Below are 23530 nucleotides of genomic sequence, written 5' to 3' on the forward strand. Positions count from 1 at the left end.
GAACCAGAACCAGAACCAGAACCAGAACCAGAACCAGAACCAGAACCAGAACCAGAACCAGAACCAGAACCAGAACCAGAACCAGAACCAGAACCAGAACCAGAACCAGAACCAGAACCAGAACCAGAACCAGAACCAGAATTAACTTATCGGCAGGCCCAGCCTGCTGATATGGATCCGATAGAAGAGGGTGGTGAGCCAGACCCTGAGGCTCACGCCATTGGTGATGAGACGCTGAAGGCTGCTCTGCAATGGCAAAGTAATGGCCGGCCAGCATGGGCTGAGGAGCGGTTTGACTGTTTGATTTTTCGGGTGGATGGTTTGTCTTTGGCGGTCCCTATGGTGATGCTGGGAACGATTTATCCTCTGAATGAAACGGTGACTTCTTTATTTGAAGGACCTGATTGGTTGCTTGGCTTAATGCGTAGTCATGACCAGCGTAATATTAGAATTACCGATACGGCGTTGCTGGTGATGCCGGAAAGATATCGTCATGAGAGTAAAGAGAATCTAAGATATGCGATAAGCTTCTATGGCTCCGATTGGGCAATGGGGGTTCACGAGGTGGTTGGTAGCGAAATGATTGATCCCTCAACGGTAAACTGGCGAAGTAACCGAACTTCCCGTGCCTGGTTGGCTGGAACAATTAAAAAACACATGTGCGCATTGATTGATCCAGATGCATTTATCAATGGATTATTGGAAAAAGCCGGTTAATTTACTGGCAACCTGAATAATGCGATCTATGCTTAAATTATGTTTATGACCCGTTGTAGGAGTCGGGAGAAAAATGACTATACAGACAACGACTAAAGGCACCAAAGGTGCTGAGGATCCCATCTTGCAATGGGTGACCTTTCGGTTGGACAATGAAACTTATGGCATTAATGTCATGCAGGTTCAGGAGGTTTTGCGCTATACCGAGATTGCACCGGTTCCGGGAGCCCCGAGTTATGTGTTGGGTATTATCAATCTTCGCGGCAATGTAGTGACAGTGATCGATACCCGCGAGCGTTTTGGTTTGTCCTCAACAGAAGTAACTGATAATACTCGTATTGTTATCATTGAGGCGGATGAACAGGTTGTGGGGATTTTGGTGGATGCAGTTGCAGAGGTGGTTTATTTGCGTCAATCCGAAATTGAAACTGCGCCGAATGTTGGTAATGAAGAAAGTGCGAAGTTTATCCAGGGAGTATGTCATAAGAATGATGAACTACTTATTCTGGTTGAGCTTGAAAAAATGATGTCTGAAGAAGAATGGCAGGAAATTGCGGAGTTGTAAGTTCTTTGTGTTTACTGATACAGGCTGAGTTGAGTAAGAACGCTTCGTAAGAAGCGTTTTTTATATCTGAAGAAAATTGAACAGGGGAAGAAGGGGCGGTCGGTTTGGAACGTCGCTTTATGTTTTACTGCTGTTATCATCATCAAGTTGGTACATATACTGCTACGGGTCCTTTAAGTGACAATAATCCGACTGGTAGATCCTATGGCTGACTTCTCCTTAGTGTTTTTCTCTCTTACAACTTCCCAATGGTTGGTTGCAGTGGCTGTAATTTTGCAGCTTCTACTACTGGGGACATTTTGGGTGAGCTTTAGAAAGCTTAAAAAAAACTACCAGACGCAGATTGAAGATCTACAAAGCTACGTCAATGCTGTAAATCAGGGGGCGATCGGTATGGGGAAACGGCTGATTAGAGTTGAAAAGCAACTAACTCAGCAGAGCACACGTATTTCAGCATATACCAACAATGTTAAGGCCACCCCTCCCTCACCCAAGCCACTAGACGATGAAAATGTCGTTGTTAGTATTATGAAGAAAACAGGGCTCGGTCGGGCTGAGGCGCAGTTGCTGTCGAGAATCCAGTCTGGTCAGAAGGCAAGGGCTATATAAGTCATTGCTGAAATTAAAGTCTTTATTGTGTCAATTTTTTGGTAGATGATTGCTCCTGACTGAGTGCTTGAGTAGCATTCACTGTCAATGAATCGACAATTGATTTGTTGCCAGCATTACTTGTATGTATCTGTTGCTGAAGCCGTAGAGGATGACGCTGTTTACCAATCGGATTGACCAATGAACAAGAATTACTATGCCTCGTCACTGTTATTAGTAGTGACTTTTATGTGTAGCATGGCCGGTTTTGCCAGCCAGAATCGTAATCCCGCCGATCCATATGAAGGATTTAACCGGGTTATCTTTAAATTTAACGATACCGTGGACTATTTTGTTGTTAAGCCTGTTGCCAAAACCTATCGTTGGGTTGCTCCCAAGTTTGTTGAAAGGGGGGTTTCCAATTTTTTTGCCAATCTGGGTGAAGTAACAACCGTTCCGAACCATTTATTGCAGGGCAAGTTTGGTCAGGGCTTTAAAAGTACCGGAAGGTTTTTGATCAACAGTACTATCGGGGTAGCAGGTCTTTGGGATGTAGCAAGCCCGATGGGGTTAGAGAAAACCAAGGAAGACTTTGGCCAGACTTTGGGCAAGTGGAACATACCGAGTGGGCCTTATCTGGTGCTGCCGATATTGGGTCCTTCAACGGTCAGAGATGCCGGAGGGCTGGTCGTTGACACCTTAACCAAACCGACTACCTGGATACCTGATGATGCCAATGCCAAGGTGTCGTTGATGGTTGTGCAGGGAGTTGACAAAAGAGCTGCTTTGTTAGACTCCGAGTCTATGTTGACGGGGGACAAGTATTCAGCCATTCGGGACTTTTACCTGCAGATCAGAGAATATAACGTCCAGGATGGAGTTGTAGAGGATGATTTTATCAATGATGACTCTGATGAAAGCGAAGAAGAGTTTCTGGATGAGTCTTTTTAGTTGGGGTGATACAGAAAATCGTTAAAAGCCCTGGAGGCAAAAACCACCAGGGCCGAAAAAAATAGAAGATCAATTCATGATTTCGTCAATTCTGGCACCGATCAAATAGCGGTCACCATGATAATCTACGCACCGAGTTACAATAACGCTGGCAACCAGAGAGCTGAAACCTTCTGTTTGGGAGGGGAGTGTTACTGTAAGTCTGGAATGAATAGGGAGCTCGCGATCTATCTCTAACAGCATGCCAGCGGCGGACAAGTTTCTGCATAGACAAACAACATCAGGAATGTTTCGGCGATGAACTTTAGCTGTCGCGTTGATGGGCATGCGGATGTAGTCACGTTTTTCAACATAATCAAAAGCTTGATTGGTCATATGAGTCTCCGGTTCTTACCAGGCGGACATGGGTGCCTCATCTGGTGTTATTATTGTCATTATAGTTCGCAGAGAGACAGCGGATTCTCTGGTATCTCTTAAATATAGTCGACCTCCTTCAGCTTGGCACTTTTTATGCCGTTCCCAAAAGCCACATTTAACAGTTGCCTGCCACTTATGAAGCGAGTAGCTTTATCACCGCATATTTTACATCCGAGTGAATAACCGGTGCCATTAAAATGCTGACGAATATGGGTTAATTTTGCATGAGAAAAGGAAAACTACTCATAATTGATGATGAGTCACCTGTGCGTGACACTGTGGTTGGTTACCTGGAAGACAGTCAGTATGAAGTAATAGAAGCCAGTAATGGGGAAGATGGTTTGCAATTGTTCAGGTCAGCTAAGCCAGACTTGGTGTTATGTGATCTGAAAATGCCAAAAATCGATGGGCTGGTCGTGCTAAAAACGGTTTTAGAAGAAAGTCCAAACACTCCGTTTATTGTTGTCTCTGGTGCCGGAGTAATGAGCGATGTTGTCGAGGCATTGAGACTGGGCGCCAGTGATTATCTCGTTAAGCCCCTATCTGATTTGGCTGTGTTAGAACATTCTATTGAGAAAAACCTCAGTGCCGCCAACTTAATGAAGCAAAACGAAAGCTATCGTATTCGCCTCGAGCAAACTAATCAGCAACTGGAGGCTGATTTAAAAGCGGGTCGCAAGATCCAGCAAAGGATGCTGCCAGATAATAGAGCAGTAATCCACAATTACCGACTTGAGCATCAGATCTTTCCATCCCACTATTTGAGTGGTGATTTTGTAGACTACTTTGAGCTGAATGATCATCAGTTTTTATTCTTTATTGCCGATGTTTCCGGTCACGGTGTCTCGTCTGCCATTATTACAGTGTTGATTAAGAATTATTTACAAAGTCTTAGAGGAAGCTGGGATACCGATGTTCATGATCAATTAAGTGATCCCAGCCGCATTCTTGCGGGGTTGAACCAGTATCTCATTGAAATGGGGTTGGATCGACACGCAACAATGTTTGTTGGAGTTATTGACAGCGCTAAGGCAAAGCTGATTTACTCCTGCGCCGCGCATTTCCCGACACCCATTTTGAAACGGGCGAACGATGCTGAGGCACTACCAACAGACGGTTTACCGGTAGGGTTGTTGTCTGAAGCTGTTTATCGAAATCGGGAAAAGAGTTTGGCAGATGTGTCTGGCATGTTTTTGTGTTCGGATGGATTGCTGGAAATTATGGATGAGGCGTCTCTTGTACAAAAAGAAACCCGTCTGCTTGAAATAATTACAGAGAGTAACAATTCACTGAGTGAAATATGTGCGCATTTTGGTATGGGGAATGTTGAAGATATTCCTGATGATATTACACTTTTATCTGTTAACAACATCGAGCTGATCTGATGGTAGGTAGAATTTTGGTTGCCGAGCATCGTGGCACCTGGGTATTGAAGTTGGTCGGTGATGTCAGGATGACCTTATGTAATACGATTGAGGACTGCCTCTCGCGTATGTATACCGATGCCTCATTCAGGTCAGTAGTAGTTGACCTGACGGAAACAGAATGTATCGACAGTACTTCTCTTGGACTTCTTGCCAAAATATCTATCAAGACCAAACAACGTATTGGCCATATTCCCACCCTGATTTCCACTAATGATGATGTAACCCGCATCCTCCTGTCCATGGGCTTTAAAGACCAGGTTTTTGTCATCGCTGCCAGTTATCAACAAGAAGATTATCATATGGCAGAAGTCTCCCCGGTCGAATGTACAGAAAAGTCGGCTGAGCAAAGAGTCATCGAAGCGCACAAAATTCTTATGGACCTCAATGATCACAATCGCAGTCAGTTTAAAGATCTGGTTTATGCGCTGGAACACAGTCATCACTAACCTTAGTTAAAGAAAAGTTAAACGGGACTCTCTGTGTCGACAATCAAAAAAATATGTGTAATGGGCGGTGGTAGTTTTGGCACTGCCGTGGCGAATATTGCTGCTCAACATGATCGGGAAGTGAAGCTTTGGATGCGTAGTGAGAAGCAGGTGTCGGAAATTCTCGAGACCCGTATAAACTCTCGCTACCTGCCTCGCTATGAGTTGCTCCCAAACCTGATTCCCACCGATGATCTTGAGTATGCCTGTCAGGATGCAGAGATCGTGTTCGTTGCCGTACCCTCCAAGGCTTTCAGAGTCGTCATGGAAACGGCGATTCGTTTTATTCCCCAGAAGGCTCCCTTAATATCTTTGACCAAGGGTATAGAGCATGGCAGTTTTAAATTAATGAGTCAGGTGCTCAAGGAGATTGCCCCTAAAAACGAGATCGCGGTGCTGAGTGGTCCTAATCTGGCCAAAGAAATTGCAGAAGGGCAGTTAACCGCGACCGTTGTTGCAACTTACAACCCTACTATACGTAAAACCGTCCAAAAGCTGTTGAGTACACCCAAATTCAGGGTGTATGGCAATCCCGATACGTTTGGTGTTGAGCTGGCAGGAGCACTGAAAAACATATATGCCATTGCAAGTGGGATGGCTGCTGCATTGGGGATGGGAGAGAACTCCCGGGCAATGATTGTTACCCGTAGCCTTGCTGAAATGAGTCAGTTTGGTCAGCATATGGGAGCAAATCCGATGACTTTTATTGGTCTGGCCGGAGTAGGAGATCTCATCGTCACTTGTACTTCACCATTGAGCCGTAACTTCAGGGTAGGTTATGAGATTGGGCTGGGTCACAATCTGAAACAGGCCATAAAAATGACTGGAGAGACGGCAGAGGGGGTAAATACTCTTCGAATGGTAAAGGAGAAAGCGGATGAACTCGGAATTACGATGCCTATCGTATCTGGGTTGTATGAAGTGCTCTATGACGGGCGAGATGCTGCTGATATCGGAACTTTACTTATGGTCGGTGAGCCGGCCGAAGATGTGAAATTCCAGTTGGGAGGTTAGTGATGAGTACAATTGTTCCGGAACCTGGACAAAGAGAGCGGATGGAAAACATTTGGATCCGCTGTTTATATATGGTTCTTTACTTTCTGGTTCACAGGTTGGCAGCGTGGTTATTGTATTTTGTGGTGGCCATTCAGTTTCTGGTTGTTTTGTTCAGCAAGGAAAAAAACAAGACGCTGGTTGATTTTGGTTGGTCGTTAAATCAATACATATTGCAGGCAGGCCAGTTCCTGACATTTGAGACGGACAGCAAGCCTTTTCCTTTTAAAGATTGGCCTGTGCGCAAAGAAATGGAAGAAACTGTTTCTTCTGATCAAACTACATCCGAAAAATCGGAAGAGGAGACTGAATGAAGTTATTTCTGCTGCGTCATGGTCAGGCTGAGCCCTATCAAAATGATGACTTTTCCCGTCAGTTAACAGAAAAAGGCCGTCAACAGATTGCTTCAGTGATTGCGCATATTCAGCAACCTGAGCTAATAGTGGTCAGTCCTCTGGTCAGAGCACAGCAAAGCGCGGCCATTGTGGCAGATGCATTTCAACCCTGTTCCAGAATCAATAGTGATACGCTGATTCCAGATTATAACCCCAGTGATGTGCTTTCCTGGCTGGAAGGTTGTGATGCTGATGTTGTTTTGCTGGTTGGTCACAATCCGTTGCTGAGTCGATTGGTTAACTGGTTATCTGATAAGGAGCAGTTTATCAATCTTGATACCGGTGGGCTTGCATGTTTGGAAGGGGATATCGTGGCACCCGATTGCATGACACTGCATTGGATCCGTTAGGGTGAATGATGATGACTTATCTTTTGAACTCTATAGGCTGCGGTATTGAATAAAACTGAACTGATTCTGGAAACGCCTTTTGGGAAGGTGGCTGGGCTGGAATGGACTTGTCCATCTGCCGAAATAAAAACCCCTTGTGTTTTTTTGCATGGCTGGCTTGATAATGCAGCGAGCTTTGATCATATCATTCCCAGGCTGAACTGTTCGAAGGTCTATGTATTGGACCATTATGGTCATGGAGGCAGTGCCCATCGGCGCGATCCTGGCTTTTATTCCATAATGGATCACGTACTGTTTTGCCATGCTGCAGTTGATATGTTGAAGCTCGACCGTTTTCATTTATTGGGTCATTCCCTGGGGGCTGTAGTTGCATCTTTATGGGCTTTGAGCGACCAGAGGATCGACAGGTTGGTCTGGCTGGATGCCGCAGGGAGTCTTAGCTCACCTTCTGCTCATCGCCCGGAAAGCATTCGAACGGCAGTACATCGTTTTTTTGATAACCCCAGACGATCCGGTTATGAGTCTCTGGAAGTTGCAGCGAAAGTTCGTGCCGGTGTTGACGAGTTATTGTCATACGAAGCTGCTTACGCGTTGGTACAGCGAAATATGGTCATGAATGGAACTGAGTATTATTGGCGCTATGACCCGTGTTTGAAACTTCCAACTCCCATCAGAATGACTGAAGAAGATGTTCGGGTTTGTCTAAGCGCTATTCATCAGCCATTATTGATAGTGCTCGCAGAGCAAGGATGGCCTGTATTAAATCGGGATGAACTTGAGCAGCGTTTGAAGTGCGTGCCCCACGCGCAAGTCTCATGGTTACCAGGTGGCCATCATTTTCATATGAACCCAATTACGGTGGGGTTGCCCGAACTCATTAATCAGTTTCTTTCAGAGGTTTGACTATGTTTCCCTGGTTGAACAGATACCTTTCCCGGTGGGTGTTAATACCTATTATTATGACCGGTTACTGCGGGTATGGTTATGCGCTAGAGATAAAGCCCCTGCAATCCGATCACATGGTGATTGATCGCCAGCAGGAAATGAATGGTTACCGCTGGTTTCAGGGAGCGGCTAAAAAGGTGTCAGGTAGATATTTCGCGGATAAGGAAGAGCGGGTGAATGGTATGTTGCATCGGCAGGTCTGGGAAATAGGGGCGGATGTTGATCTTAATGAAGCTCATCAGTTTATCTTTAGTCAGGTCTTACCGTATAACGCAGATGTAATATTTGATTGTCGAGGGTTGGACTGCGGTGTTTCCAATGTGTGGGCTAATCAATTATTTGGTGTTTCGCAGCTCTATGGTCGTGATACTGAGCAGGATTACACCACCGTATCTTTTGTGTTGGACAAGCAACCTTACATCCTGTCAGTTTACACGGTGCAACGTGGTAATCGCAGGGTATATCAATTGGTTGATATGCTTGCATTAAAGGGAGATGTTGTGCCGGTATCGGAAGTGGTGGGAAATATCGAACACGGACATCTGGCATTTAATCCCGAAGACTTGCAGGATCGTCGTAAGGCCGTCGAGTTAGCTGTGGTTCGTTTGGCTGAGCACCCGGAGTTACGCCTCCTTATCGTAGGGCGCAGTACAGGTGGATCGTTCTCTCAAAACCTCGAAGATAGTCGCAAGCTGGCAGGGCAGGAAAAAACAGAGCTGGTGACCGCTGGAGTGGAGGAGTCGCGTATAGATACTCTTGGTATTGGAGATTATGACAGTGATGCCAATGGTTCGTTGTTAACAATAAACTCTCTTGTGGAGTTATGGTTCAGGTAATGCATAATTTATTGACTATTCGCGACTATGTTCGTTGGGCGGCATCCGAGTTTGATCGTCGTCAGTTATTCCTTGGTCATGGTTCTGACTCATATTGGGATGAGGCCACATTTCTGGTTTTAGGTGCTATTCATCTACCATGGGATTGTGGTTCCAATATCCTTGATGCACGCCTCACCGAAGAGGAAAAACAGTGTGTTCAGACATTACTGCATCGTCGAATTGAAGACCATGTGCCTGTGCCTTATTTACTTGGTGAGGCGTGGTTCTGTGACTTGCGCTTTAAGATCAACGAGCACACGCTGATTCCCAGGTCTCCAATTGCGGAATTAATTCAACATCGTTTCGCTCCCTGGTTAAGTCAGGAGCCTGAATCAATTCTTGATTTATGTACTGGAAGCGGATGTATTGGTATTGCTTGTGCGCATGAATTTGATCAGGCTCGGGTGTTGTTAACCGACATCAGTTCAGAAGCGCTAGTAATCGCAAAGCAGAATATCACCGATTACGGTTTTGAAGATCGGGTTTCTGTATTGCATTCGGACTTGTATGCAGCGTTAACCGAGGTGCATCAATTTGATTTGATTGTTACAAATCCTCCCTATGTTGATGCCGAGGATTTTGCCGATATGCCAGAGGAATACAGAAATGAACCCAGTCTGGCGTTGGTGTCTGGGCATGATGGCCTGGATGCTTGTAAAGAGATTCTACGGTGCAGTGCCGATCATCTCACAGAGCATGGCGTATTGATTTGCGAGGTTGGTAACAGTGCGGGTGCTTTGCAAGATCAATATCCGGACATTCCATTCACCTGGATTGAGTTCCATAATGGCGGTTTTGGTGTGTTCCTGTTGACCAAGGCAGAGTTATTGGAGCATCGACATTGGTTTGAGAATTAACCGAAGTTTAATGATCCATGTTATGATTTTGTTACTTTTTACTTATCCGTTTTAAGAAATTACATGTCAGGAAACACTTTCGGAAAATTATTTACGGTCACCACATTCGGTGAGAGTCACGGTCCGGCCCTTGGTGCAATCGTAGATGGTTGTCCTTCTGGCTTACCGTTGACCGAAGAAGATTTGCAGGGTGATCTTGATCGCCGCAAACCTGGACAGTCGCGCTATACAACTCAGCGTAGGGAAGCCGATCAGGTGAAGATTCTCTCTGGAGTCTTTGAGGGTGTGACGACTGGTACATCCATTGGTTTGTTGATTGAAAATACCGATCAGCGTTCGAAAGACTACTCCAATATCAAGGATACTTTTCGTCCCAGTCATGCTGACTATACTTATACTCACAAGTATGGTGTTCGTGATTATCGGGGAGGTGGGCGATCATCTGCTCGTGAAACTGCGATGAGAGTAGCCGCTGGATCGATTGCGAGAAAGTACCTGGCCACAAAAGGTATTTTGATTCAGGGTTATTTGTCCCAGTTGGGCACAATCAAAATAGACACGGTGGATTTGGCAGAGATCAACAATAACCCTTTTTTCTGTCCAGATGCTGCAAAGGTGCCTGAAATGGAAGCCTACATGCAGGCTTTAAGTAAAGAAGGTAATTCTGTTGGTGCAGAAATAACTGTTGTGGCGACAGGGCTTATTCCCGGTTTGGGAGAGCCTGTGTTTGATCGTTTAGATGCGGAGTTGGCCCACGCGTTAATGAGTATCAATGCGGTGAAAGGTATTGAAATTGGTGATGGATTCTCCGTGGTTGGTCAGAAGGGAACAGAGCATCGGGATGAAATGACCCCGGAAGGTTTTCTGAGTAATCACGCTGGAGGGATTTTGGGGGGGATTTCTACTGGGCAAGATATTGTTGCGCGTATCGCTTTGAAGCCAACCAGCAGTTTGCGACTGCCGGGCCGTAGTATCGATAAAAATGGTAATCCTATTGAAGTCGTGACCACCGGTCGTCATGATCCATGTGTGGGAATTCGGGCTACTCCGATTGCCGAGGCCATGATGGCAATCGTATTGATGGACCATTTTCTTCGCCATCGTGGACAGAATGCAGATGTTCAGGTGGATACACCGGTGTTGAAGGGTTAAGTTTTTTTAAGTGTTATCGTCTTTATGTCTGTAGCCAGTGATGTTCTCTGGCTATTTTCCCGTTTGAGTTGAAAGTTACTCCCTCTTGTTCCAGTAATTGACGTTGTCTTGGTGCACCAGGATGGTCGGAAACTTTCATTTGCGAATTGATCACGCGGTACCAGGGCAACTTTGACCCTTCAGGGGTTATTCGCAAGGCTCTTGCAACCATACGGGCAGAGCAGTTAGGAACCATTTTGGCAATGGCGCCATAACTGATAACCTGACCTTTGGGAATACTGCCGATAATGGAGTAAATTGCCAGATATCGTTCGTCAGATATCTCTGCCATTAAAAATATAAACGCATGACGGTTTGAGCAATACAAGCAGGTCTGCGACAGTTTTCAATGTCAATCGTGTGTTCCATCACCACTTCCAGCCCTTTACGAATTTCAGAAACGCCAATATAGCGGGAGCGAGCTCTAATGCGGTTTCCGGGTTTGACCGGAAAATGAAAACGAACCTGATTCAAACCATAATTGACACACATTTTGGCATCGGGAAACGGAGGTTTGTCTTCATTCACTGTTTCCGTCAAGTACGGAATCATGGACAGAGTCAGGAAGCCATGTGCAATCGTCTGTTTGAAAGGCGATTCTTGTTTTGCTTTTTCGGGATCGGTGTGTATCCATTGCTGGTCTTTAGTGACACCTGCAAACTGGTCAATTTGGTCTTGTTCAATGGTATACCACTTACCAACAAAGTACTCCTGGCCGATCTGAGCATTAATATCATCAAGGATATGTTGATATGGAGCGGTAGTGGGAATATATCCTTTATTTGTAGATACTTCTCCATTTACCTGCCCAAGCAGCTGATGCCAGTGAGCATTGATCGTTTGGCTGATCTCTGCCCAGTAATCCTTGATGGTTGGTGAGATTATGTCGCCTACATCAAAGCTCTTTTGAGCAAGAATTTCTTTTTTCTTTTTTAGAAAATCGATCACATCCATCTTAACGTCCTTAGTCGCTCCCGCCTCGATAGTTTACAATAATAAAGCTGCGCTATCTTATGCAACAGCTGATGAATTTTCACTATACAAGGAGAAAAAAATGTCGAGATTTGCAATTACTATATGTTTAGTAATGCTTAGTTTTACCGCATTTGCAGAAAATGGTTTTGTTAGTCGTGCCTCAGTGACTTCAGGGATCGTGGATCGCGAGCCGGTTGATGAATTGAATGTGGTGCCATTGGAAACTGACAAGCTGTATTTCTTTACTGAACTTATGCAGTTTCAGGGAGAGCAGGTTCGTCATGTATGGAAATATAAAGACGAAGTTATGGCAACAGTTACCTTCGATGTTAAAGGACCAAGATGGCGGGTTTATTCTAGCAAAAATATGTTGCCTGAGTGGACTGGAAATTGGTCTGTCGAAGTGCTGGATCAAAATGACAACCTGATCAGCAGTTATCAGTTCAGCTACGGGCAGTAGGTTCTGATCTGTTTTAATATTCTGATTGATTCGAGCCATGATATCTCATCAATGGCTCGTTCAGCTTCTTCATAAATACGCTCATCAAGTTCGTTAAAAATTAGCACGGTGTAAACTTTCTGTTGATAAAAATGAATGATCAAGTCGTCATAGTGACCCAGCACCGGGTAGTTTTTTAGTGTGGATTCTATCTCAGGCCTGAGCGGGGCAAGGGTAGGGCTTTCAGATACGTTGTCGGCTTCATAGTCAACGTGTAGTGTAATGTCCTGAACATCTTGTTGGCTGGCTCTTAGCTTTTTCATAGCCCAGTCTCCAATCTGGTGTCCTTCAGAAACAGAGATGTCTGATGCCACCTGTATATGGGCGTCAATAAAAATATGATTACTCATTAAGCGCCCTCTCAGCATATGTGTGTTTCGCACACCCGGGACTGATGAAAGTGTCTTGGAGATCTCGGTTTTAAGTTCAGTTGAAATACCATGGTCCACCAATTGCTGAATCGCATCCCAGGCTAAAGAGAAACCCATTTTGGATATTAAAACTGCTACAAGCAGAGCTGCTACAGTTTCAATAACTGGGTAACCCGCGAGAGTTGATAGCACACCAATGAATACAACCAGCGAGGAAAATGCGTCTGATCGATGGTGCCAGGCATTTGCTTCCAATAAAGGAGAATGTATTTTTTTTGCAGCGACCAGGGTAAAACGATATTGCCATTCTTTGCAGAGTAAGGAGATAAATACGACAGCGAGAGAAAACCAGCTTGGCTGTACATCTGAGGTGGTGTTAATCAGATCTGAACCATATTCGTATCCCATGGAAATGCCAACTATCAGTAAAATGGATCCAAGCATTACTGTGCCAAGCGTTTCGAATCTGGCGTGCCCGTATGGGTGGTTTTCATCGGGGGCATTATGGGAGAATCTATTGATAGTCAGTATTAAAACATCTGATATCAGGTCACTAAATGAATGCAATGCATCTGCAATCAAGCCACTTGAATGATAGATTGTCCCCACAATGAGTTTGCCCGTCGCCAGAACGATATTGATGATCATTCCATATGCGGTAATGTTCCGCATGACTGTCTGGCGATTGTGAGAGTCATTCTCGTTGGTTGATTGCTTTGACATTTTGTGTCCATTGCTCCGAATAAATAATCCCGCCGTTTTCGTCCAGCGAAGGGTAGGATATATTATTCGAATCACACAAGTCTGCCAATTTTGGGTAGCACCAACGGAAAAGTTTCCGATCAAACGCTGGCTGTGTCATTTGATTCTGATTGTAAAACTCATTCTCAACTCTTTGGCGCATAGCCTCGCTCAGAATAATGGCGGCTGCCACTGAAACATTATATGACTCAACCATACCAAACATTGGAATGATCAGGTGGTGATCGGCGAGGTGTGCAACCTCTGTGCTGATGCCAGGCTTTTCTGCGCCAAGAACAATAGCTGTTGGCTGACAGAAATCGTACTCATAGTAATTTGTTGCCTGGTCTGAGAAGTGAGCGGCACAAATTGTAAATCCTGAATTTTTTAGGGTTGATATCGCTTGTGTTGTTTGTTCATGAAGGACAACGTCCACCCATTCACCAGCTCCACCGGATGTTCTTCTATGTAGCTGGTACTGATCTCTGTCGGCAAGTGCGACATGGACTGTATCAAGCCCTACTGCATCGGCTGTGCGTAGTAAAGCAGATAGATTTTGGGTTTTATGTACACTGTCAGTGACGATGGTCAGTGAGGTTTGTCGATGCTGTAAAACAGACTTTATTTTATGGAATCTTGCTGGTGTCATAGCTGAAATGAGCGCCTTAAGAGTCATCTTAAGGCGCTGTTAAATTACAAATACTCTGAATAATCGTTATCGAACTCGAATTCGATGGTGTTTTTAAACTGACTTAATTGTACAGATTTGTCTGACAGGGTGACATCTTTGTCATCCATAACAGACTGACCAAACTGATAAATCACTGATTCACTGCCACTGATAGCAACTTGATCATAAGCGGCCACTGCTTCGACAACTGCCTCATTCAGTTTATGGTAGTTGGTCATTTTCTTGTGACCATGCTTGGCCTGTAGCATGTTTTGAGTTTGTTGTGGGGAGAGAATCAATGCAGACGCATTGTTACCACCAAAACCTTTGGAATTAATAATACTGGCAAGCATGTCTTCGCCTTTAAGGCCGACTGCTTTGTGTTCCATCATTATGTCCAGATGGCTGGTATGAACGTCATCAGCAATTTGATCGATGGTTTTAATGCCGGGGATGTAACCGTCATTCCAGACTCCTAATGAAGCTACAACCTGATCCAGGCCGGCAGGACCCAGGGAGTGACCAACATAGCTTTTAATTGCGGCAACAGGCCAGTTAGTAATGCCAAATGCTTGAGCAACCTCATTGAGTATATGGCTTTCGGTTACCCGATTCTGGGGTGTACCAGTGCCATGCGCCTGAACAAAAGATCGTTGTACCCCTTGTTCTCCCAGTAAATGACGGGCCAGTGCGGCGGATTTGGCAACAGTGATGTAGTTTCCTACACCAGGAGCGGAAATGGACTTTTTATTGGCGTCAGCATTCACAAACACGTCAGCTACTGCACCATGGATATTAGCGCCAAGTTCCAGAGCCAGTTCATCGTCCATTAGGATCATGAACTGACAGGATTCTGCCATAGTGAATCCCGCATTGGTTGAGAAGGGGCGGCAGGCACGACGGTTGTCCACAACCATCGCGTTATCCAGTTTGCGCAGTTGCTCATCATTGGCCAGGGCTCCCATGACTGCAAAGCCTTCAATAATTTCTGGCACGATAGGAGCTTCTGAGGCCCCGACGATCACAATTCTGGATCTTCCTGATTGGATGTCGTTAATACCCTGACGCAGATTATAAAGGGATGTGGCACAGGCACCTATATTACTGCCGGTGGTACCAACGCTGTTAATGATATAACTGTTGATGAAATCCGCTGGCATTTCCGGCAATGTCAGCGCCATCATTTTGGTACTGATACGATTACCTTTCATCGGGTTCTGATACAGCCCGGCAAGCCCGCTGTCGTCCATTTGGGAAATAGCTGAACCAGCATATACTGAAATCTGGTCAGGACGAACGTGCTGAAGAGCGGTCTCCCAACTGATTCCCAGGCTGTTTACTGCGTCAGACGCCCCATAGACAGTCATTTGCAGACCGCGTGGGTGGTGTTTTGAGTGATAGAGGCTGCCAGGATTGAAACCGCTGGGCAGCAGTCCGGCGCTTGATACTGTGCTTTTATAGCTGCCTGGTACCAGTATATCCAGATCGCTGCTGACCTCTACGGACACCTGTCCGTTGTCGATGTCCTTAATATTCCAGTTTTCAGGTGGGTTCTCTGGTAATTCACTTTTCTTCGCCGTGAACTGAAAGCCGTTGCCATTTTTCAGCGCCGTCCGACGCTGATAAAAAACTTTGTCAGGGTTGTAGTGACTGCCTTCGTTAATGCGACGGATGAGAGTGCCCTGTTTGAGTTTTTCGATCGTATCGACATTAAGGCCCTGACTGATGTCGATGTTCATGCGATTGGCGAGATCAGTCCAGGTATTGATCATGGCCGTTTCACCAAGTGCCTCGTGAACCATTCTTTTATATGCGTGATGTGATGAGCTGCGGCCCGCCGCATTCATTCCACCAAAAGACACAATTACCGGTAATTTTGCCATTTTTCGTTTCCTCAGTAGCTTTATCCACAAACAGGTTGAATGCCTGTCTGTGCCAATCCGGTGATAACCAAGCCATACGGGAGGCGGTTTTTGAAGTCTGCGTTATACAGCCTTACAGATTATGGTTATCCATCGAACTTTAAATGATTGAATGAGACTAGTGTAATTGACCATATTGGCGATATCATGTGGTGATCTGGCCAATATGGTTGCTAATCTCGCCATGAGTAAAATTGTTTTTGCGCTATATCCAAAAGCCTTGGTCACTGGAATCAGTGGACCTATGGAAATGTTTCAAGCTGCTGAGCAGCTTTTAAGGGTTCAAAGGTCGTCCGTTCTTCCATCAATCGTGCAAACTGTATCCCAGCAGTCAGGATGGGTGGAGGGAGTGGGTGGGCTCAAAGTTATGGCTGATCTGACCGTGGAGCAGTGTAATCATCCGGACTTTATTTTTATTCCGCCATTGTGGGGCAACCCATTGCCCACTATTCGCACCCAGCAAGTACTCGCAGAGTGGATTAAAGAAATGCATCATGCAGGGGCTACGGTTATTGCTACAGGAACGGGTGTTTGCCTGCTGGCTGAATGCGGTTTATTGAATGGTAAGCCGGCCACTACTCATTGGTTCTTCTTTGATCGATTTCGAAAACTGTATCCTGAGGTAGAGTTGAACGTTCATAAATTTATTACCTATCAGGAGGGAATATACTGTGCCGGCAGTATTAACGCGTTAACTGATTTGGTTATTTTTTTAATCAAGCAACATTATGGTACCAAGGTTTCCAGCATCGTTGAGCAGCACTTTTCCCATGAAATCAACCGAACCTTTGATGCCCAGTTTTTTTCCGGAGAAGGGCAGCTACATCATGATGAGGATATTATTCGGGCACAGGACTGGATTAACAGTCGTTGGAATCAGGAGGTCGTATTAAGTGAATGGGCTCAGGCAATTGATATGCCGGTCAGAACATTTAATCGTCGCTTTCTAAAGGCAACCGGGATGACTCCTATTGAATATTTGCAGGCCATGCGTATCCGCATGGCCATGGATATTCTACGCGATAGTAATTTGAATGTGACTGAGGTTTCTGAGCTGAGTGGTTACCGTGATTCCGGATATTTTACCCGGTTGTTTAAAAAAATATCCGGTGTTTCACCAGCTGAATATCGTAAGATCGTACGCAGTAAATTATTTATGGCTGAGTAGATTTTTGCTTTGCTTTAAAGGCCTTTTTGGCGACTCTGCCAACCTTGACACAATGCCATAGTGCATAGCTGATCAATACCAGTTGCGCCAGTGCAAATGGGCTCCGGGTGCCGAGTAGAGACATCAGTGATACCAGAAAATAAAAAATTAAAGCGAAGTCCAGATAACTGATTGCTTTGATGGAAGGGCGAAAGAGCCAGACCACAAAAATCAATAACGGAACGGTTTTAACGATCATTATGAATAGTCCGGCAATCAACCATTGAGCTGTGTCGGCATTTTCTGGAAGTGTTTTACCCCACCAGTGTTGAGTCCAATACAAAAGTAAAATGATGGTAGTGGCGATATGAATTAAACGATATTCGTGTTGGGTATTCATGCGGGTCCTGATGATTGAAACAATGCCAGACTGAGGGTAGCCACTCGTTTACCAAGCGCCCGGCACAGACTGATTTCCTGTTTTGACAGTTCGTGTTTCGTTTGATGAAAATGTCCGCTGGCACCATAAGGTGAGGCAGATGATTGAGCATCATGCAGTGCTGCTTCAGTAAATGGGATTCCGCTGATCAGCATGCCATGATGCAGCAGGGGAATCATCATGCTCAGTAGTGTACTTTCCTGCCCACCGTGCAGTGTGGATGTCGCAGTAAAAAAAGCGGCAGGTTTACCTGCCAGCTCTCCATTCAGCCACTCTTCACTGGTGTTGTCCCAGAAATATTTCATGGCAGATGCCATGTTGCCAAATCGGGTTGGGCTGCCCAGGATTAACCCCGTGCAGCTTTTCAGCTCGTGCTTGGTGCAATAGGGCGCCCCCTGGTCAGGGATGGTTTTAGGGGTATGGATATTTTCTGATGTGACGGAAGGGACCGTACGTAACATGGCTTCACAGCCCTCAACACTGTCAACACCAAAGGCGATCTGCCTTGCCATTTGTTCGGTACTACCGTTGCGGGAATAATACAGAATCAGGATGTTGTTCATTTAAACAGATCCAGTACCTGTTCGGGTGGGCGACCGATACGGGCTTTTCCCTGATATGAAACAATAGGTCTTTGCATCAGTTTGGGCGTGGCAACGATTGCGTCCAGCAATTGGTCGTCGGTGAGGTTTTCACTATCCAAGCCCAGGTCTTTATATTCATTTTCACCGGAGCGGATAATATCCCTGACCGGCAGCTTAAGCTCTGCCAGCAGCTGTTTCAGTGATTGTTTGTTTAGAGGATTGTTGAGATACAGATGTATGTCATGTTTGATGTTGTGCTGTTCAAGCAGCTTCAGTGTTTCTCTGGATTTTGAGCAGCGTGGATTATGATAAATGATTGCCTTGGTCATAGTGCGTCCATTAGCTTAGCATTGTTTACTGTTCTACCCGATATGGTGTTGTATCCGGCATGTTGAAGTTTGTCATACATATTTTTAATGATTTTAATCGTCTTGGGCTACAGCGCACAGCTGCGCAGCTGGCTTTTTCCAGCTTGTTTGCCCTGGTGCCTTTATTTGCATTGTCTCTTCAGGTGTTGCTGCTGTTGCCGGTATTATCTCAATATACCGACCAAGTGGTGGCGCTGATTATTGAACGCATTATACCTGAAGGATTGGCGACGTGGAGATTCAAAATCGTCGAATGGCTTTCAGGTTTGCGCCAGGTATCTGTACTGGGTATCGGTATCTTTGCAGCGTCCACGCTGTTTTTTATGAGTGGTCTGGTGAATGCGATTAATCAGATATGGGAGGTTCCGTTCAGCGCTGTCAGGGTTTTCCGGGTATGGTTGTCACTATTGATGGTGCCTATGGGGCTGGCGGTTATCGTGTTCTTGGAAACGTACAGTCAGTCGGTGCAATGGTTAAACCAGCTGGGTGGGATTCAGGTCAGTCATAATCTGAAGTTTTGGGCGGGTCCGCTGATTGGAGTATTGTCGTTGTGGTTGATTTACTCCCGTGTTCCGGCGGTTAAAGTTGACAATCGTAAATCCCTTGTTGTCGCAGTCATTACGATGTTGGCGATGTCGTTACTAAGTCAGTCGCTAATGCAGCTTGTTCGTTTGATGCCCAATCTGGAGCTAATGACAGGGATACTCTCGACACTGCCATTGATTATGTTGTGGATTTACTGGCTGGCCATTTTTTTGTTGCTTGGAGCTTTGATTTTAAGGCATTGGCAGATAGGGCAGTTAACTCCGTTAAATGTACTGAGTTTTGACCAACTGATTGATTTGTTGTGCTTTCTTCGTCGTCATCGAGAGATGTCTTTGAATGATGCTATCGCTCTGGATATCAACCCGAAAAACTGGGAAACCATTTCCGAGTTCCTGGTTTCCAACCGGCTTGCTACGAATTCAGAGCAACAGAATATGGTGTTGCGAGCAGATGGTTTGCAGCAACCCTTCAGTATTTGTTTGCCACTGATTTGTCATCGGTATCTACAGGAAAGCGATCCTGGATACCGGGTGTTACTCCCATTGTCGCAGACTTCCATTGAACAGTTACTGGAGTCTCTTGATGTTAACTGAGCGAGAAAAAATGCTATCCGGGCAGCCGTATGATTCGCGGGATGGAGAGCTGATCAAGTTGCGGAAAAAAGCACGTGAGGTATGTGGTCGCTATCAATCACAATACAGTCAGGGGCATTTGCAGCATGTGTTGCAACTAATGGCGGCCTTTGGATCTCAATGTTACCTGGAGCCCGGTATTCAGCTTGATTATGGATGCCACATCCATATCGGTGATCGTTTCTATGCCAATTTTAATTGTATTCTGTTGGATTCGGCACCCATACATATTGGCAATGACGTGTTGTTGGGGCCAGGTGTGCAGCTCATCACCAGTTCTCATCCTTTGCAGCCATTATCCCGTTTATCAGGCGAACAGAGCTCTTTACCTATCAACATCGGTAATAACGTTTGGATTGGTGCAAATGCGGTGATTCTTCCTGGAGTATGTATTGAGGATAATGCAGTTGTTGCAGCAGGGGCGGTAGTAACCCAGGATGTATCTGCAGGAACTCTGGTTGCTGGAGTTCCTGCGGTTATGAAGAAAACCGTTATATTGTAACCGGGACTGGTTGGGGCTTGGTGGAGTATCTGCGCAGTTGTAAGGCAAATTCTTCAAGGACCTGTATACCGGATGACTCGGCCTGTTCTATCCAGTTTTTCAGGCTATGCAGTAACTCTTCGGCGCTCGCAGATCGCTTGCCCCATGCATCAATCAACTCGTTGTGCAGTTGGTAGATGGTCTTCATCATAGAGCTGTCTTGCAGCAGTTGCCGTAACTGTTCCTGCTGATGACTAGGGATTAGTGCATTGTGTCTTGTCAGCAGTACCTTGGCTTGCTTGAAGTACTTTCTGTTGAGACCTGTATTATTGGCCGATTCGCTGCGGATGATTGGATGGATCACCTGTTTTTTGAACAAGGCCATGATGCGAAAACGATCATTGGCCAGTGCCAGTGCAGTATCCAGGTCAAACTGCGTTTTGTTCTTGATTTGATGGGCAATGGGCCCTCTACGAATGTTGGTCACCAACCCAAGACGGGCAAAGATCTGAATGTAAAACCAACCTATATCGAATTCATACCATTTTGACGAAAGTTTGGCGGAGTTGGGGTAGGTATGATGATTGTTGTGCAATTCCTCGCCGCCAATGATGAGCCCGATTGGGGAAATGTTTCTGGAGGCATCGGCGCATTCAAAGTTTCGGTAACCGACAAAATGTCCAATACCATTTACCACTCCTGCCGCCCAGAATGGAATCCAGATCATCTGGATAGCCCAGACTGAAATTCCCAGGGGACCCATGAGGATTAGATTGATAATCGCCAGCAGTGTGACACCCCAAATATTGGCTGCCCATTTCTTATTGCCATAAAGATTGCGCTCCAACCAGTCATCAGGCGTACCGCGGCCATATCTTTCCAGCATTTCAGTGTTGTTAGCCGCGGACTGATACAGTTCTGCACCTTCTTTCAGTACCTTCTGTAATCCCAAAACCTGAGGGCTGTGTGGGTCTTCTGCAGTTTCACATTTTGCATGATGTTTGCGGTGAATCGCCGTCCACTCTTTGGTCACCATGCTGGTTGTGAACCATAGCCAGAACCTGAAAAAGTGGGCCAGGATAGGATGAAGGTCCAGGGCCCTGTGGGCAGAATGCCGATGTAGATAAATAGTAACGCTGACTATGGTGATATGAGTAAAAACCAACGCGTATAAAACAATCTGAGACAGAGACCAGTCGAAGAGGCCGGTATAAATCATAATAAACTCTTTTGGTTGTCTGAAAATCTTGGGGAACGGGAACCTTTGAAAAACGGAAATAGTTCCATATGGATAGAGGTGCTCCGTCTGCAGATCTGCTGACAGAGTATTCTCTTAATCGTTATGGAATTATTGATAACTGATACAGCCTGTATCTTCAAGAGGTGCAGACACTCAGTACACAAATACATCATTTTTCAGAGATTTCCCGGTTGTTGATCAATAATTAGGGTAGCGGTGGTCAGAATGATTGTCGAGATGAGGCAATGATTGCTGACTCCGCTCTTTAATATAGTCGTTTTTAACGCTGTTTGATGACTTATATGGACATAAACTGACAGTTTGGGTAACTCATCAGTTGCATATTTAAAAAGAGCTTATTTTTGCTGTGAGAGCATTCACAAACAGGTCGGGAATGACTCCCTTTTAAGGTGTTTTTTGTTAGTGTGTGAGCTATAAAAATGTAATTGTCTAGAAAACTAATTAGCTCTGATCACTCTTAAAACCGGAAGTAAGAATTTATGTGCCAATTGAAAAAGGTGCTGGTGGTAACTCTGATAGGTGCCGGTCTGACTGGCTGTTCCACATTTCACAGCGCGTTTACCTATGAAAATGTTAAACCATGGGAAAAAGGTATCCTGGCAAAGGACTCCATGGCTCTTAGTGGCGATCCGTTAGACTCATACGTCGATGGTCATATTTATTTCAGTAAGGAAGCCTCTACTGGGGGAACCAGTGTAGGAGGTGGCGGTTGTGGCTGTAACTGATCGTAAAAATTTTCGAAAGTCTCTGACGGCTGCGACCGCGGGATTACTCGCAGGGACCGCAGCCACGGCGAAAGCTGAAGAGTTTTATAATGATTGGCAGGTTGAACTTGGTTATCTGCGTTACCAGGAAGCAGATCGTGTCAGTGTAGATTCTTATATTGCAGACTTGGGAGGTAATTTAAGTAACTCTGATAATATTCAGGTTGGTATTGTTTACGATACGATGACCGGTTCTACGCCTACAGGTGCAATTCCTGGAGAGGATTCTGTGACGATCACCGGAGTATCCGGTGGTAGTGTCAGCGCAGGCACCAGCAACGGTGCTTTAGCGCCGTTCGATGATACTAGGTTGGCTCTGGATAGCACTTGGACGCACGAATTTAAACGTCAAATCAGAACCAATGCCGGTGTTTATACATCAGTAGAGAGTGATTACACTGCCATTGGTGGTAGTTTGGGCGGAGAGTACGATACTGCTTCGCGTAACACTACATTTTCCGTGGCGCTGGGATTTGCATCCGATGAAATATCTCGTACTGGTGAAGAAACGCCTGAACCATTGGTAGATGTAAATGATGCGGAAATGTATGGACCCGGGCGCAAAAATACATTTGATGGCCTGATTGGGTTCAGCCAAGTGCTGAATAAATATACCATTGCGCAGATGAATTACAGTTTTAGTAAGTCTGTTGGTTATCATACTGACCCTTATAAAGTAATTTCTGTCGCGGATAGTGACGATAACTTTTATAAAAATATCTATGAAAAGCGACCTGACGAAAGAACCCGTCATATTCTCTATTCCAAAATTAATCATGAGTTGCCTCAGTCCGGTAATCATTTGATGGCTAGTTATCGTTACTATCTCGATGACTGGGGCATTCGTTCCCATACTGTGGAATCGTCATATGCATTTAACGTGAAGTCCGATGCTTTTGTGATGCAGCCATTTGTCCGGTTGTACTATCAAAATGCAGCTGATTTTTATCAGCGTACGATAGAGTATGATGAAACCGTAGACAGTAAATATTACGTCGAACCTGACTATGTGTCGGCAGATTTGCGACTGGCAGAAATGTTTGCCTATACATTAGGCGCTAAAATGTCCTATCAGACTCAAAGGTATGGAACGCTTAATTTACGGGTAGGCTATATGGACCAGAGTTTCTATAACGCTGTCTTCGATGAAAACAAAGCATTTTTTGTGTCGATTTCATTTGGACAGGACTTTGAATGATGTCGTGAGATTCTAAAATTATATCTCAGGCTTTTTAAAGGCCCGATATTCTTTATGGATGTCGGGCTTTTTTGTGGGCGAGGGTTTTTTATGATTAATATGAAATGAATAGT

The 23530-nt window shown here is 45.2% G+C and carries 29 protein-coding genes; 19 read left to right on the forward strand and 10 right to left on the reverse strand.

Translation table 11 applies throughout. The features are described from left to right. The 4 genes from ACQY6I_RS21910 to ACQY6I_RS21925 form a co-directional block, all read left to right on the forward strand. On the forward strand, positions 1 to 717 hold a 717-nt coding region (locus tag ACQY6I_RS21910), incomplete at its 5' end, for a chemotaxis protein CheW (RefSeq protein ID WP_428243673.1). Positions 718 to 790: 73 nt separating this feature from the next. Further along, the gene (locus tag ACQY6I_RS21915) at positions 791 to 1282 is read left to right on the forward strand and encodes a chemotaxis protein CheW (RefSeq protein ID WP_428243674.1); all 492 of its coding nucleotides are present in this window, start codon (positions 791 to 793) and stop codon (positions 1280 to 1282) included. Positions 1283 to 1486: 204 nt separating this feature from the next. Next, a complete protein-coding gene (locus tag ACQY6I_RS21920; RefSeq protein WP_428243675.1) occupies positions 1487 to 1891 on the forward strand; it encodes a hypothetical protein in 405 nt (134 codons plus the stop codon). 180 nt (positions 1892 to 2071) lie between these two features. Continuing rightward, entirely contained in the window at positions 2072 to 2821 is a 750-nt protein-coding gene (locus tag ACQY6I_RS21925; RefSeq protein WP_428243677.1) for an MlaA family lipoprotein, read from the forward strand. A 69-nt stretch (positions 2822 to 2890) separates the two neighbouring features. On the opposite strand, the gene ACQY6I_RS21930 is transcribed toward ACQY6I_RS21925, so the two are convergent. Further along, a complete protein-coding gene (locus tag ACQY6I_RS21930) occupies positions 2891 to 3196 on the reverse strand; it encodes a PilZ domain-containing protein (protein WP_428243678.1) in 306 nt (101 codons plus the stop codon). Positions 3197 to 3462: 266 nt separating this feature from the next. Between ACQY6I_RS21930 and ACQY6I_RS21935 the strand changes: the two genes are divergently transcribed. The 9 genes from ACQY6I_RS21935 to aroC all read left to right on the forward strand — a co-directional run bounded on the left by ACQY6I_RS21935 (position 3463) and on the right by aroC (position 10780). Next, the gene (locus ACQY6I_RS21935; protein WP_428243679.1) at positions 3463 to 4623 is read left to right on the forward strand and encodes a SpoIIE family protein phosphatase; all 1161 of its coding nucleotides are present in this window, start codon (positions 3463 to 3465) and stop codon (positions 4621 to 4623) included. After that, complete coding sequence (locus ACQY6I_RS21940) at positions 4623 to 5111, forward strand: STAS domain-containing protein (protein ID WP_428243680.1); 489 nt, start codon at positions 4623 to 4625, stop codon at positions 5109 to 5111. The genes ACQY6I_RS21935 and ACQY6I_RS21940 overlap by 1 nt, the downstream gene beginning before the upstream one ends. Positions 5112 to 5144: 33 nt before the next feature. Next, positions 5145 to 6164 carry an NAD(P)H-dependent glycerol-3-phosphate dehydrogenase gene (locus ACQY6I_RS21945; protein ID WP_428243681.1) on the forward strand — a complete coding sequence of 340 codons (1020 nt, stop codon included), beginning with the start codon at positions 5145 to 5147 and terminating at the stop codon, positions 6162 to 6164. Positions 6165 to 6205: 41 nt separating this feature from the next. After that, a complete protein-coding gene (locus ACQY6I_RS21950; RefSeq protein ID WP_428243733.1) occupies positions 6206 to 6517 on the forward strand; it encodes a DUF4389 domain-containing protein in 312 nt (103 codons plus the stop codon). Further along, positions 6514 to 6948: a phosphohistidine phosphatase SixA gene (gene sixA, locus ACQY6I_RS21955; RefSeq protein WP_428243682.1), complete on the forward strand. Its 435-nt coding sequence runs from the start codon at positions 6514 to 6516 to the stop codon at positions 6946 to 6948. Before ACQY6I_RS21950 ends, sixA begins: the two co-directional genes overlap by 4 nt. A 45-nt stretch (positions 6949 to 6993) precedes the next feature. Then, entirely contained in the window at positions 6994 to 7851 is an 858-nt protein-coding gene (locus ACQY6I_RS21960; RefSeq protein WP_428243683.1) for an alpha/beta fold hydrolase, read from the forward strand. Between the two features lie 2 nt (positions 7852 to 7853). Continuing rightward, positions 7854 to 8729: a DUF4892 domain-containing protein gene (locus tag ACQY6I_RS21965; protein WP_428243684.1), complete on the forward strand. Its 876-nt coding sequence runs from the start codon at positions 7854 to 7856 to the stop codon at positions 8727 to 8729. Next, positions 8729 to 9628: a 50S ribosomal protein L3 N(5)-glutamine methyltransferase gene (gene prmB / locus ACQY6I_RS21970; protein ID WP_428243685.1), complete on the forward strand. Its 900-nt coding sequence runs from the start codon at positions 8729 to 8731 to the stop codon at positions 9626 to 9628. The genes ACQY6I_RS21965 and prmB overlap by 1 nt, the downstream gene beginning before the upstream one ends. 63 nt (positions 9629 to 9691) lie before the next feature. Beyond that, entirely contained in the window at positions 9692 to 10780 is a 1089-nt protein-coding gene (aroC, locus tag ACQY6I_RS21975; RefSeq protein ID WP_428243686.1) for a chorismate synthase, read from the forward strand. Between the two features lie 22 nt (positions 10781 to 10802). Here the strand turns inward: aroC and ACQY6I_RS21980 are convergent, their stop codons facing one another. Together ACQY6I_RS21980 and ACQY6I_RS21985 are read right to left on the reverse strand one after the other, a co-directional pair. Beyond that, positions 10803 to 11111, reverse strand: coding sequence for an MGMT family protein (locus ACQY6I_RS21980; RefSeq protein ID WP_428243687.1), 309 nt, complete (start codon positions 11109 to 11111; stop codon positions 10803 to 10805). Further along, the gene (locus ACQY6I_RS21985) at positions 11111 to 11773 is read right to left on the reverse strand and encodes a MaoC family dehydratase (protein ID WP_428243688.1); all 663 of its coding nucleotides are present in this window, start codon (positions 11771 to 11773) and stop codon (positions 11111 to 11113) included. Before ACQY6I_RS21985 ends, ACQY6I_RS21980 begins: the two co-directional genes overlap by 1 nt. A 100-nt stretch (positions 11774 to 11873) precedes the next feature. On the opposite strand from ACQY6I_RS21985, the gene ACQY6I_RS21990 reads away from it, so the two are divergent. Further along, the gene (locus tag ACQY6I_RS21990; RefSeq protein ID WP_428243689.1) at positions 11874 to 12254 is read left to right on the forward strand and encodes a DUF2914 domain-containing protein; all 381 of its coding nucleotides are present in this window, start codon (positions 11874 to 11876) and stop codon (positions 12252 to 12254) included. Here ACQY6I_RS21990 and ACQY6I_RS21995 read toward each other — a convergent pair. Genes ACQY6I_RS21995 through ACQY6I_RS22005 form a run of 3 tightly spaced genes read right to left on the reverse strand, consistent with a single transcriptional unit; the run spans position 12242 to position 15958 of the window. Then, positions 12242 to 13387: a cation diffusion facilitator family transporter gene (locus ACQY6I_RS21995; RefSeq protein WP_428243690.1), complete on the reverse strand. Its 1146-nt coding sequence runs from the start codon at positions 13385 to 13387 to the stop codon at positions 12242 to 12244. The genes ACQY6I_RS21990 and ACQY6I_RS21995 overlap by 13 nt on opposite strands. Further along, a complete protein-coding gene (gene trmH, locus ACQY6I_RS22000; RefSeq protein ID WP_428243691.1) occupies positions 13359 to 14081 on the reverse strand; it encodes a tRNA (guanosine(18)-2'-O)-methyltransferase TrmH in 723 nt (240 codons plus the stop codon). Before trmH ends, ACQY6I_RS21995 begins: the two co-directional genes overlap by 29 nt. Positions 14082 to 14098: 17 nt before the next feature. Next, entirely contained in the window at positions 14099 to 15958 is a 1860-nt protein-coding gene (locus ACQY6I_RS22005) for a beta-ketoacyl synthase (protein ID WP_428243693.1), read from the reverse strand. Positions 15959 to 16181: 223 nt separating this feature from the next. Between ACQY6I_RS22005 and ACQY6I_RS22010 the strand changes: the two genes are divergently transcribed. Beyond that, the gene (locus tag ACQY6I_RS22010) at positions 16182 to 17165 is read left to right on the forward strand and encodes a GlxA family transcriptional regulator (RefSeq protein WP_428243694.1); all 984 of its coding nucleotides are present in this window, start codon (positions 16182 to 16184) and stop codon (positions 17163 to 17165) included. Here the strand turns inward: ACQY6I_RS22010 and ACQY6I_RS22015 are convergent. Genes ACQY6I_RS22015 through arsC form a run of 3 tightly spaced genes read right to left on the reverse strand, consistent with a single transcriptional unit; the run spans position 17152 to position 18496 of the window. Next, the gene (locus ACQY6I_RS22015; RefSeq protein WP_428243695.1) at positions 17152 to 17544 is read right to left on the reverse strand and encodes a hypothetical protein; all 393 of its coding nucleotides are present in this window, start codon (positions 17542 to 17544) and stop codon (positions 17152 to 17154) included. The genes ACQY6I_RS22010 and ACQY6I_RS22015 overlap by 14 nt on opposite strands. Then, positions 17541 to 18146, reverse strand: coding sequence for an NAD(P)H:quinone oxidoreductase (gene wrbA, locus ACQY6I_RS22020; protein WP_428243697.1), 606 nt, complete (start codon positions 18144 to 18146; stop codon positions 17541 to 17543). The genes ACQY6I_RS22015 and wrbA overlap by 4 nt, the downstream gene beginning before the upstream one ends. Continuing rightward, positions 18143 to 18496, reverse strand: coding sequence for an arsenate reductase (glutaredoxin) (gene arsC, locus ACQY6I_RS22025; RefSeq protein ID WP_428243698.1), 354 nt, complete (start codon positions 18494 to 18496; stop codon positions 18143 to 18145). The genes wrbA and arsC overlap by 4 nt, the downstream gene beginning before the upstream one ends. A gap of 59 nt (positions 18497 to 18555) precedes the next feature. Here arsC and ACQY6I_RS22030 point away from each other — a divergent pair, with 59 nt between their 5' ends. Beyond that, positions 18556 to 19674: a YihY/virulence factor BrkB family protein gene (locus ACQY6I_RS22030; protein ID WP_428243699.1), complete on the forward strand. Its 1119-nt coding sequence runs from the start codon at positions 18556 to 18558 to the stop codon at positions 19672 to 19674. Beyond that, entirely contained in the window at positions 19664 to 20215 is a 552-nt protein-coding gene (locus ACQY6I_RS22035) for a sugar O-acetyltransferase (protein WP_428243700.1), read from the forward strand. Before ACQY6I_RS22030 ends, ACQY6I_RS22035 begins: the two co-directional genes overlap by 11 nt. Here the strand turns inward: ACQY6I_RS22035 and ACQY6I_RS22040 are convergent. Continuing rightward, complete coding sequence (locus ACQY6I_RS22040; RefSeq protein ID WP_428243702.1) at positions 20205 to 21413, reverse strand: DesA family fatty acid desaturase; 1209 nt, start codon at positions 21411 to 21413, stop codon at positions 20205 to 20207. The genes ACQY6I_RS22035 and ACQY6I_RS22040 overlap by 11 nt on opposite strands. 521 nt (positions 21414 to 21934) lie before the next feature. Here ACQY6I_RS22040 and ACQY6I_RS22045 point away from each other — a divergent pair. Continuing rightward, positions 21935 to 22180, forward strand: a complete 246-nt coding sequence (locus ACQY6I_RS22045) for a DUF4266 domain-containing protein (protein WP_428243704.1) — start codon at positions 21935 to 21937, stop codon at positions 22178 to 22180. Next, positions 22167 to 23417 carry a DUF3570 domain-containing protein gene (locus ACQY6I_RS22050; protein ID WP_428243705.1) on the forward strand — a complete coding sequence of 417 codons (1251 nt, stop codon included), beginning with the start codon at positions 22167 to 22169 and terminating at the stop codon, positions 23415 to 23417. The genes ACQY6I_RS22045 and ACQY6I_RS22050 overlap by 14 nt, the downstream gene beginning before the upstream one ends. Positions 23418 to 23530 lie beyond the last annotated feature (113 nt).

This window comes from Gynuella sp. (assembly GCF_050297175.1).
GTDB lineage: Bacteria > Pseudomonadota > Gammaproteobacteria > Pseudomonadales > Natronospirillaceae > Gynuella.

Bases quoted from the DNA above. Each gene is read 5' to 3' on its own strand.
- ACQY6I_RS21915 (WP_428243674.1), top strand. From the start codon at position 791: ATGACTATACAGACAACGACTAAAGGCACCAAAGGTGCTGAGGATCCC.
- ACQY6I_RS21920 (WP_428243675.1), top strand. From the start codon at position 1,487: ATGGCTGACTTCTCCTTAGTGTTTTTCTCTCTTACAACTTCCCAATGG.
- ACQY6I_RS21925 (WP_428243677.1), top strand. From the start codon at position 2,072: ATGAACAAGAATTACTATGCCTCGTCACTGTTATTAGTAGTGACTTTT.
- ACQY6I_RS21930 (WP_428243678.1), bottom strand. From the start codon at position 3,196: ATGACCAATCAAGCTTTTGATTATGTTGAAAAACGTGACTACATCCGC.
- ACQY6I_RS21935 (WP_428243679.1), top strand. From the start codon at position 3,463: ATGAGAAAAGGAAAACTACTCATAATTGATGATGAGTCACCTGTGCGT.
- ACQY6I_RS21940 (WP_428243680.1), top strand. From the start codon at position 4,623: ATGGTAGGTAGAATTTTGGTTGCCGAGCATCGTGGCACCTGGGTATTG.
- ACQY6I_RS21950 (WP_428243733.1), top strand. From the start codon at position 6,206: ATGGAAAACATTTGGATCCGCTGTTTATATATGGTTCTTTACTTTCTG.
- sixA (WP_428243682.1), top strand. From the start codon at position 6,514: ATGAAGTTATTTCTGCTGCGTCATGGTCAGGCTGAGCCCTATCAAAAT.
- ACQY6I_RS21965 (WP_428243684.1), top strand. From the start codon at position 7,854: ATGTTTCCCTGGTTGAACAGATACCTTTCCCGGTGGGTGTTAATACCT.
- prmB (WP_428243685.1), top strand. From the start codon at position 8,729: ATGCATAATTTATTGACTATTCGCGACTATGTTCGTTGGGCGGCATCC.
- aroC (WP_428243686.1), top strand. From the start codon at position 9,692: ATGTCAGGAAACACTTTCGGAAAATTATTTACGGTCACCACATTCGGT.
- ACQY6I_RS21980 (WP_428243687.1), bottom strand. From the start codon at position 11,111: ATGGCAGAGATATCTGACGAACGATATCTGGCAATTTACTCCATTATC.
- ACQY6I_RS21985 (WP_428243688.1), bottom strand. From the start codon at position 11,773: ATGGATGTGATCGATTTTCTAAAAAAGAAAAAAGAAATTCTTGCTCAA.
- ACQY6I_RS21990 (WP_428243689.1), top strand. From the start codon at position 11,874: ATGTCGAGATTTGCAATTACTATATGTTTAGTAATGCTTAGTTTTACC.
- ACQY6I_RS21995 (WP_428243690.1), bottom strand. From the start codon at position 13,387: ATGTCAAAGCAATCAACCAACGAGAATGACTCTCACAATCGCCAGACA.
- trmH (WP_428243691.1), bottom strand. From the start codon at position 14,081: ATGACTCTTAAGGCGCTCATTTCAGCTATGACACCAGCAAGATTCCAT.
- ACQY6I_RS22005 (WP_428243693.1), bottom strand. From the start codon at position 15,958: ATGGCAAAATTACCGGTAATTGTGTCTTTTGGTGGAATGAATGCGGCG.
- ACQY6I_RS22010 (WP_428243694.1), top strand. From the start codon at position 16,182: ATGAGTAAAATTGTTTTTGCGCTATATCCAAAAGCCTTGGTCACTGGA.
- ACQY6I_RS22015 (WP_428243695.1), bottom strand. From the start codon at position 17,544: ATGAATACCCAACACGAATATCGTTTAATTCATATCGCCACTACCATC.
- wrbA (WP_428243697.1), bottom strand. From the start codon at position 18,146: ATGAACAACATCCTGATTCTGTATTATTCCCGCAACGGTAGTACCGAA.
- arsC (WP_428243698.1), bottom strand. From the start codon at position 18,496: ATGACCAAGGCAATCATTTATCATAATCCACGCTGCTCAAAATCCAGA.
- ACQY6I_RS22030 (WP_428243699.1), top strand. From the start codon at position 18,556: ATGTTGAAGTTTGTCATACATATTTTTAATGATTTTAATCGTCTTGGG.
- ACQY6I_RS22035 (WP_428243700.1), top strand. From the start codon at position 19,664: ATGTTAACTGAGCGAGAAAAAATGCTATCCGGGCAGCCGTATGATTCG.
- ACQY6I_RS22040 (WP_428243702.1), bottom strand. From the start codon at position 21,413: ATGATTTATACCGGCCTCTTCGACTGGTCTCTGTCTCAGATTGTTTTA.
- ACQY6I_RS22045 (WP_428243704.1), top strand. From the start codon at position 21,935: ATGTGCCAATTGAAAAAGGTGCTGGTGGTAACTCTGATAGGTGCCGGT.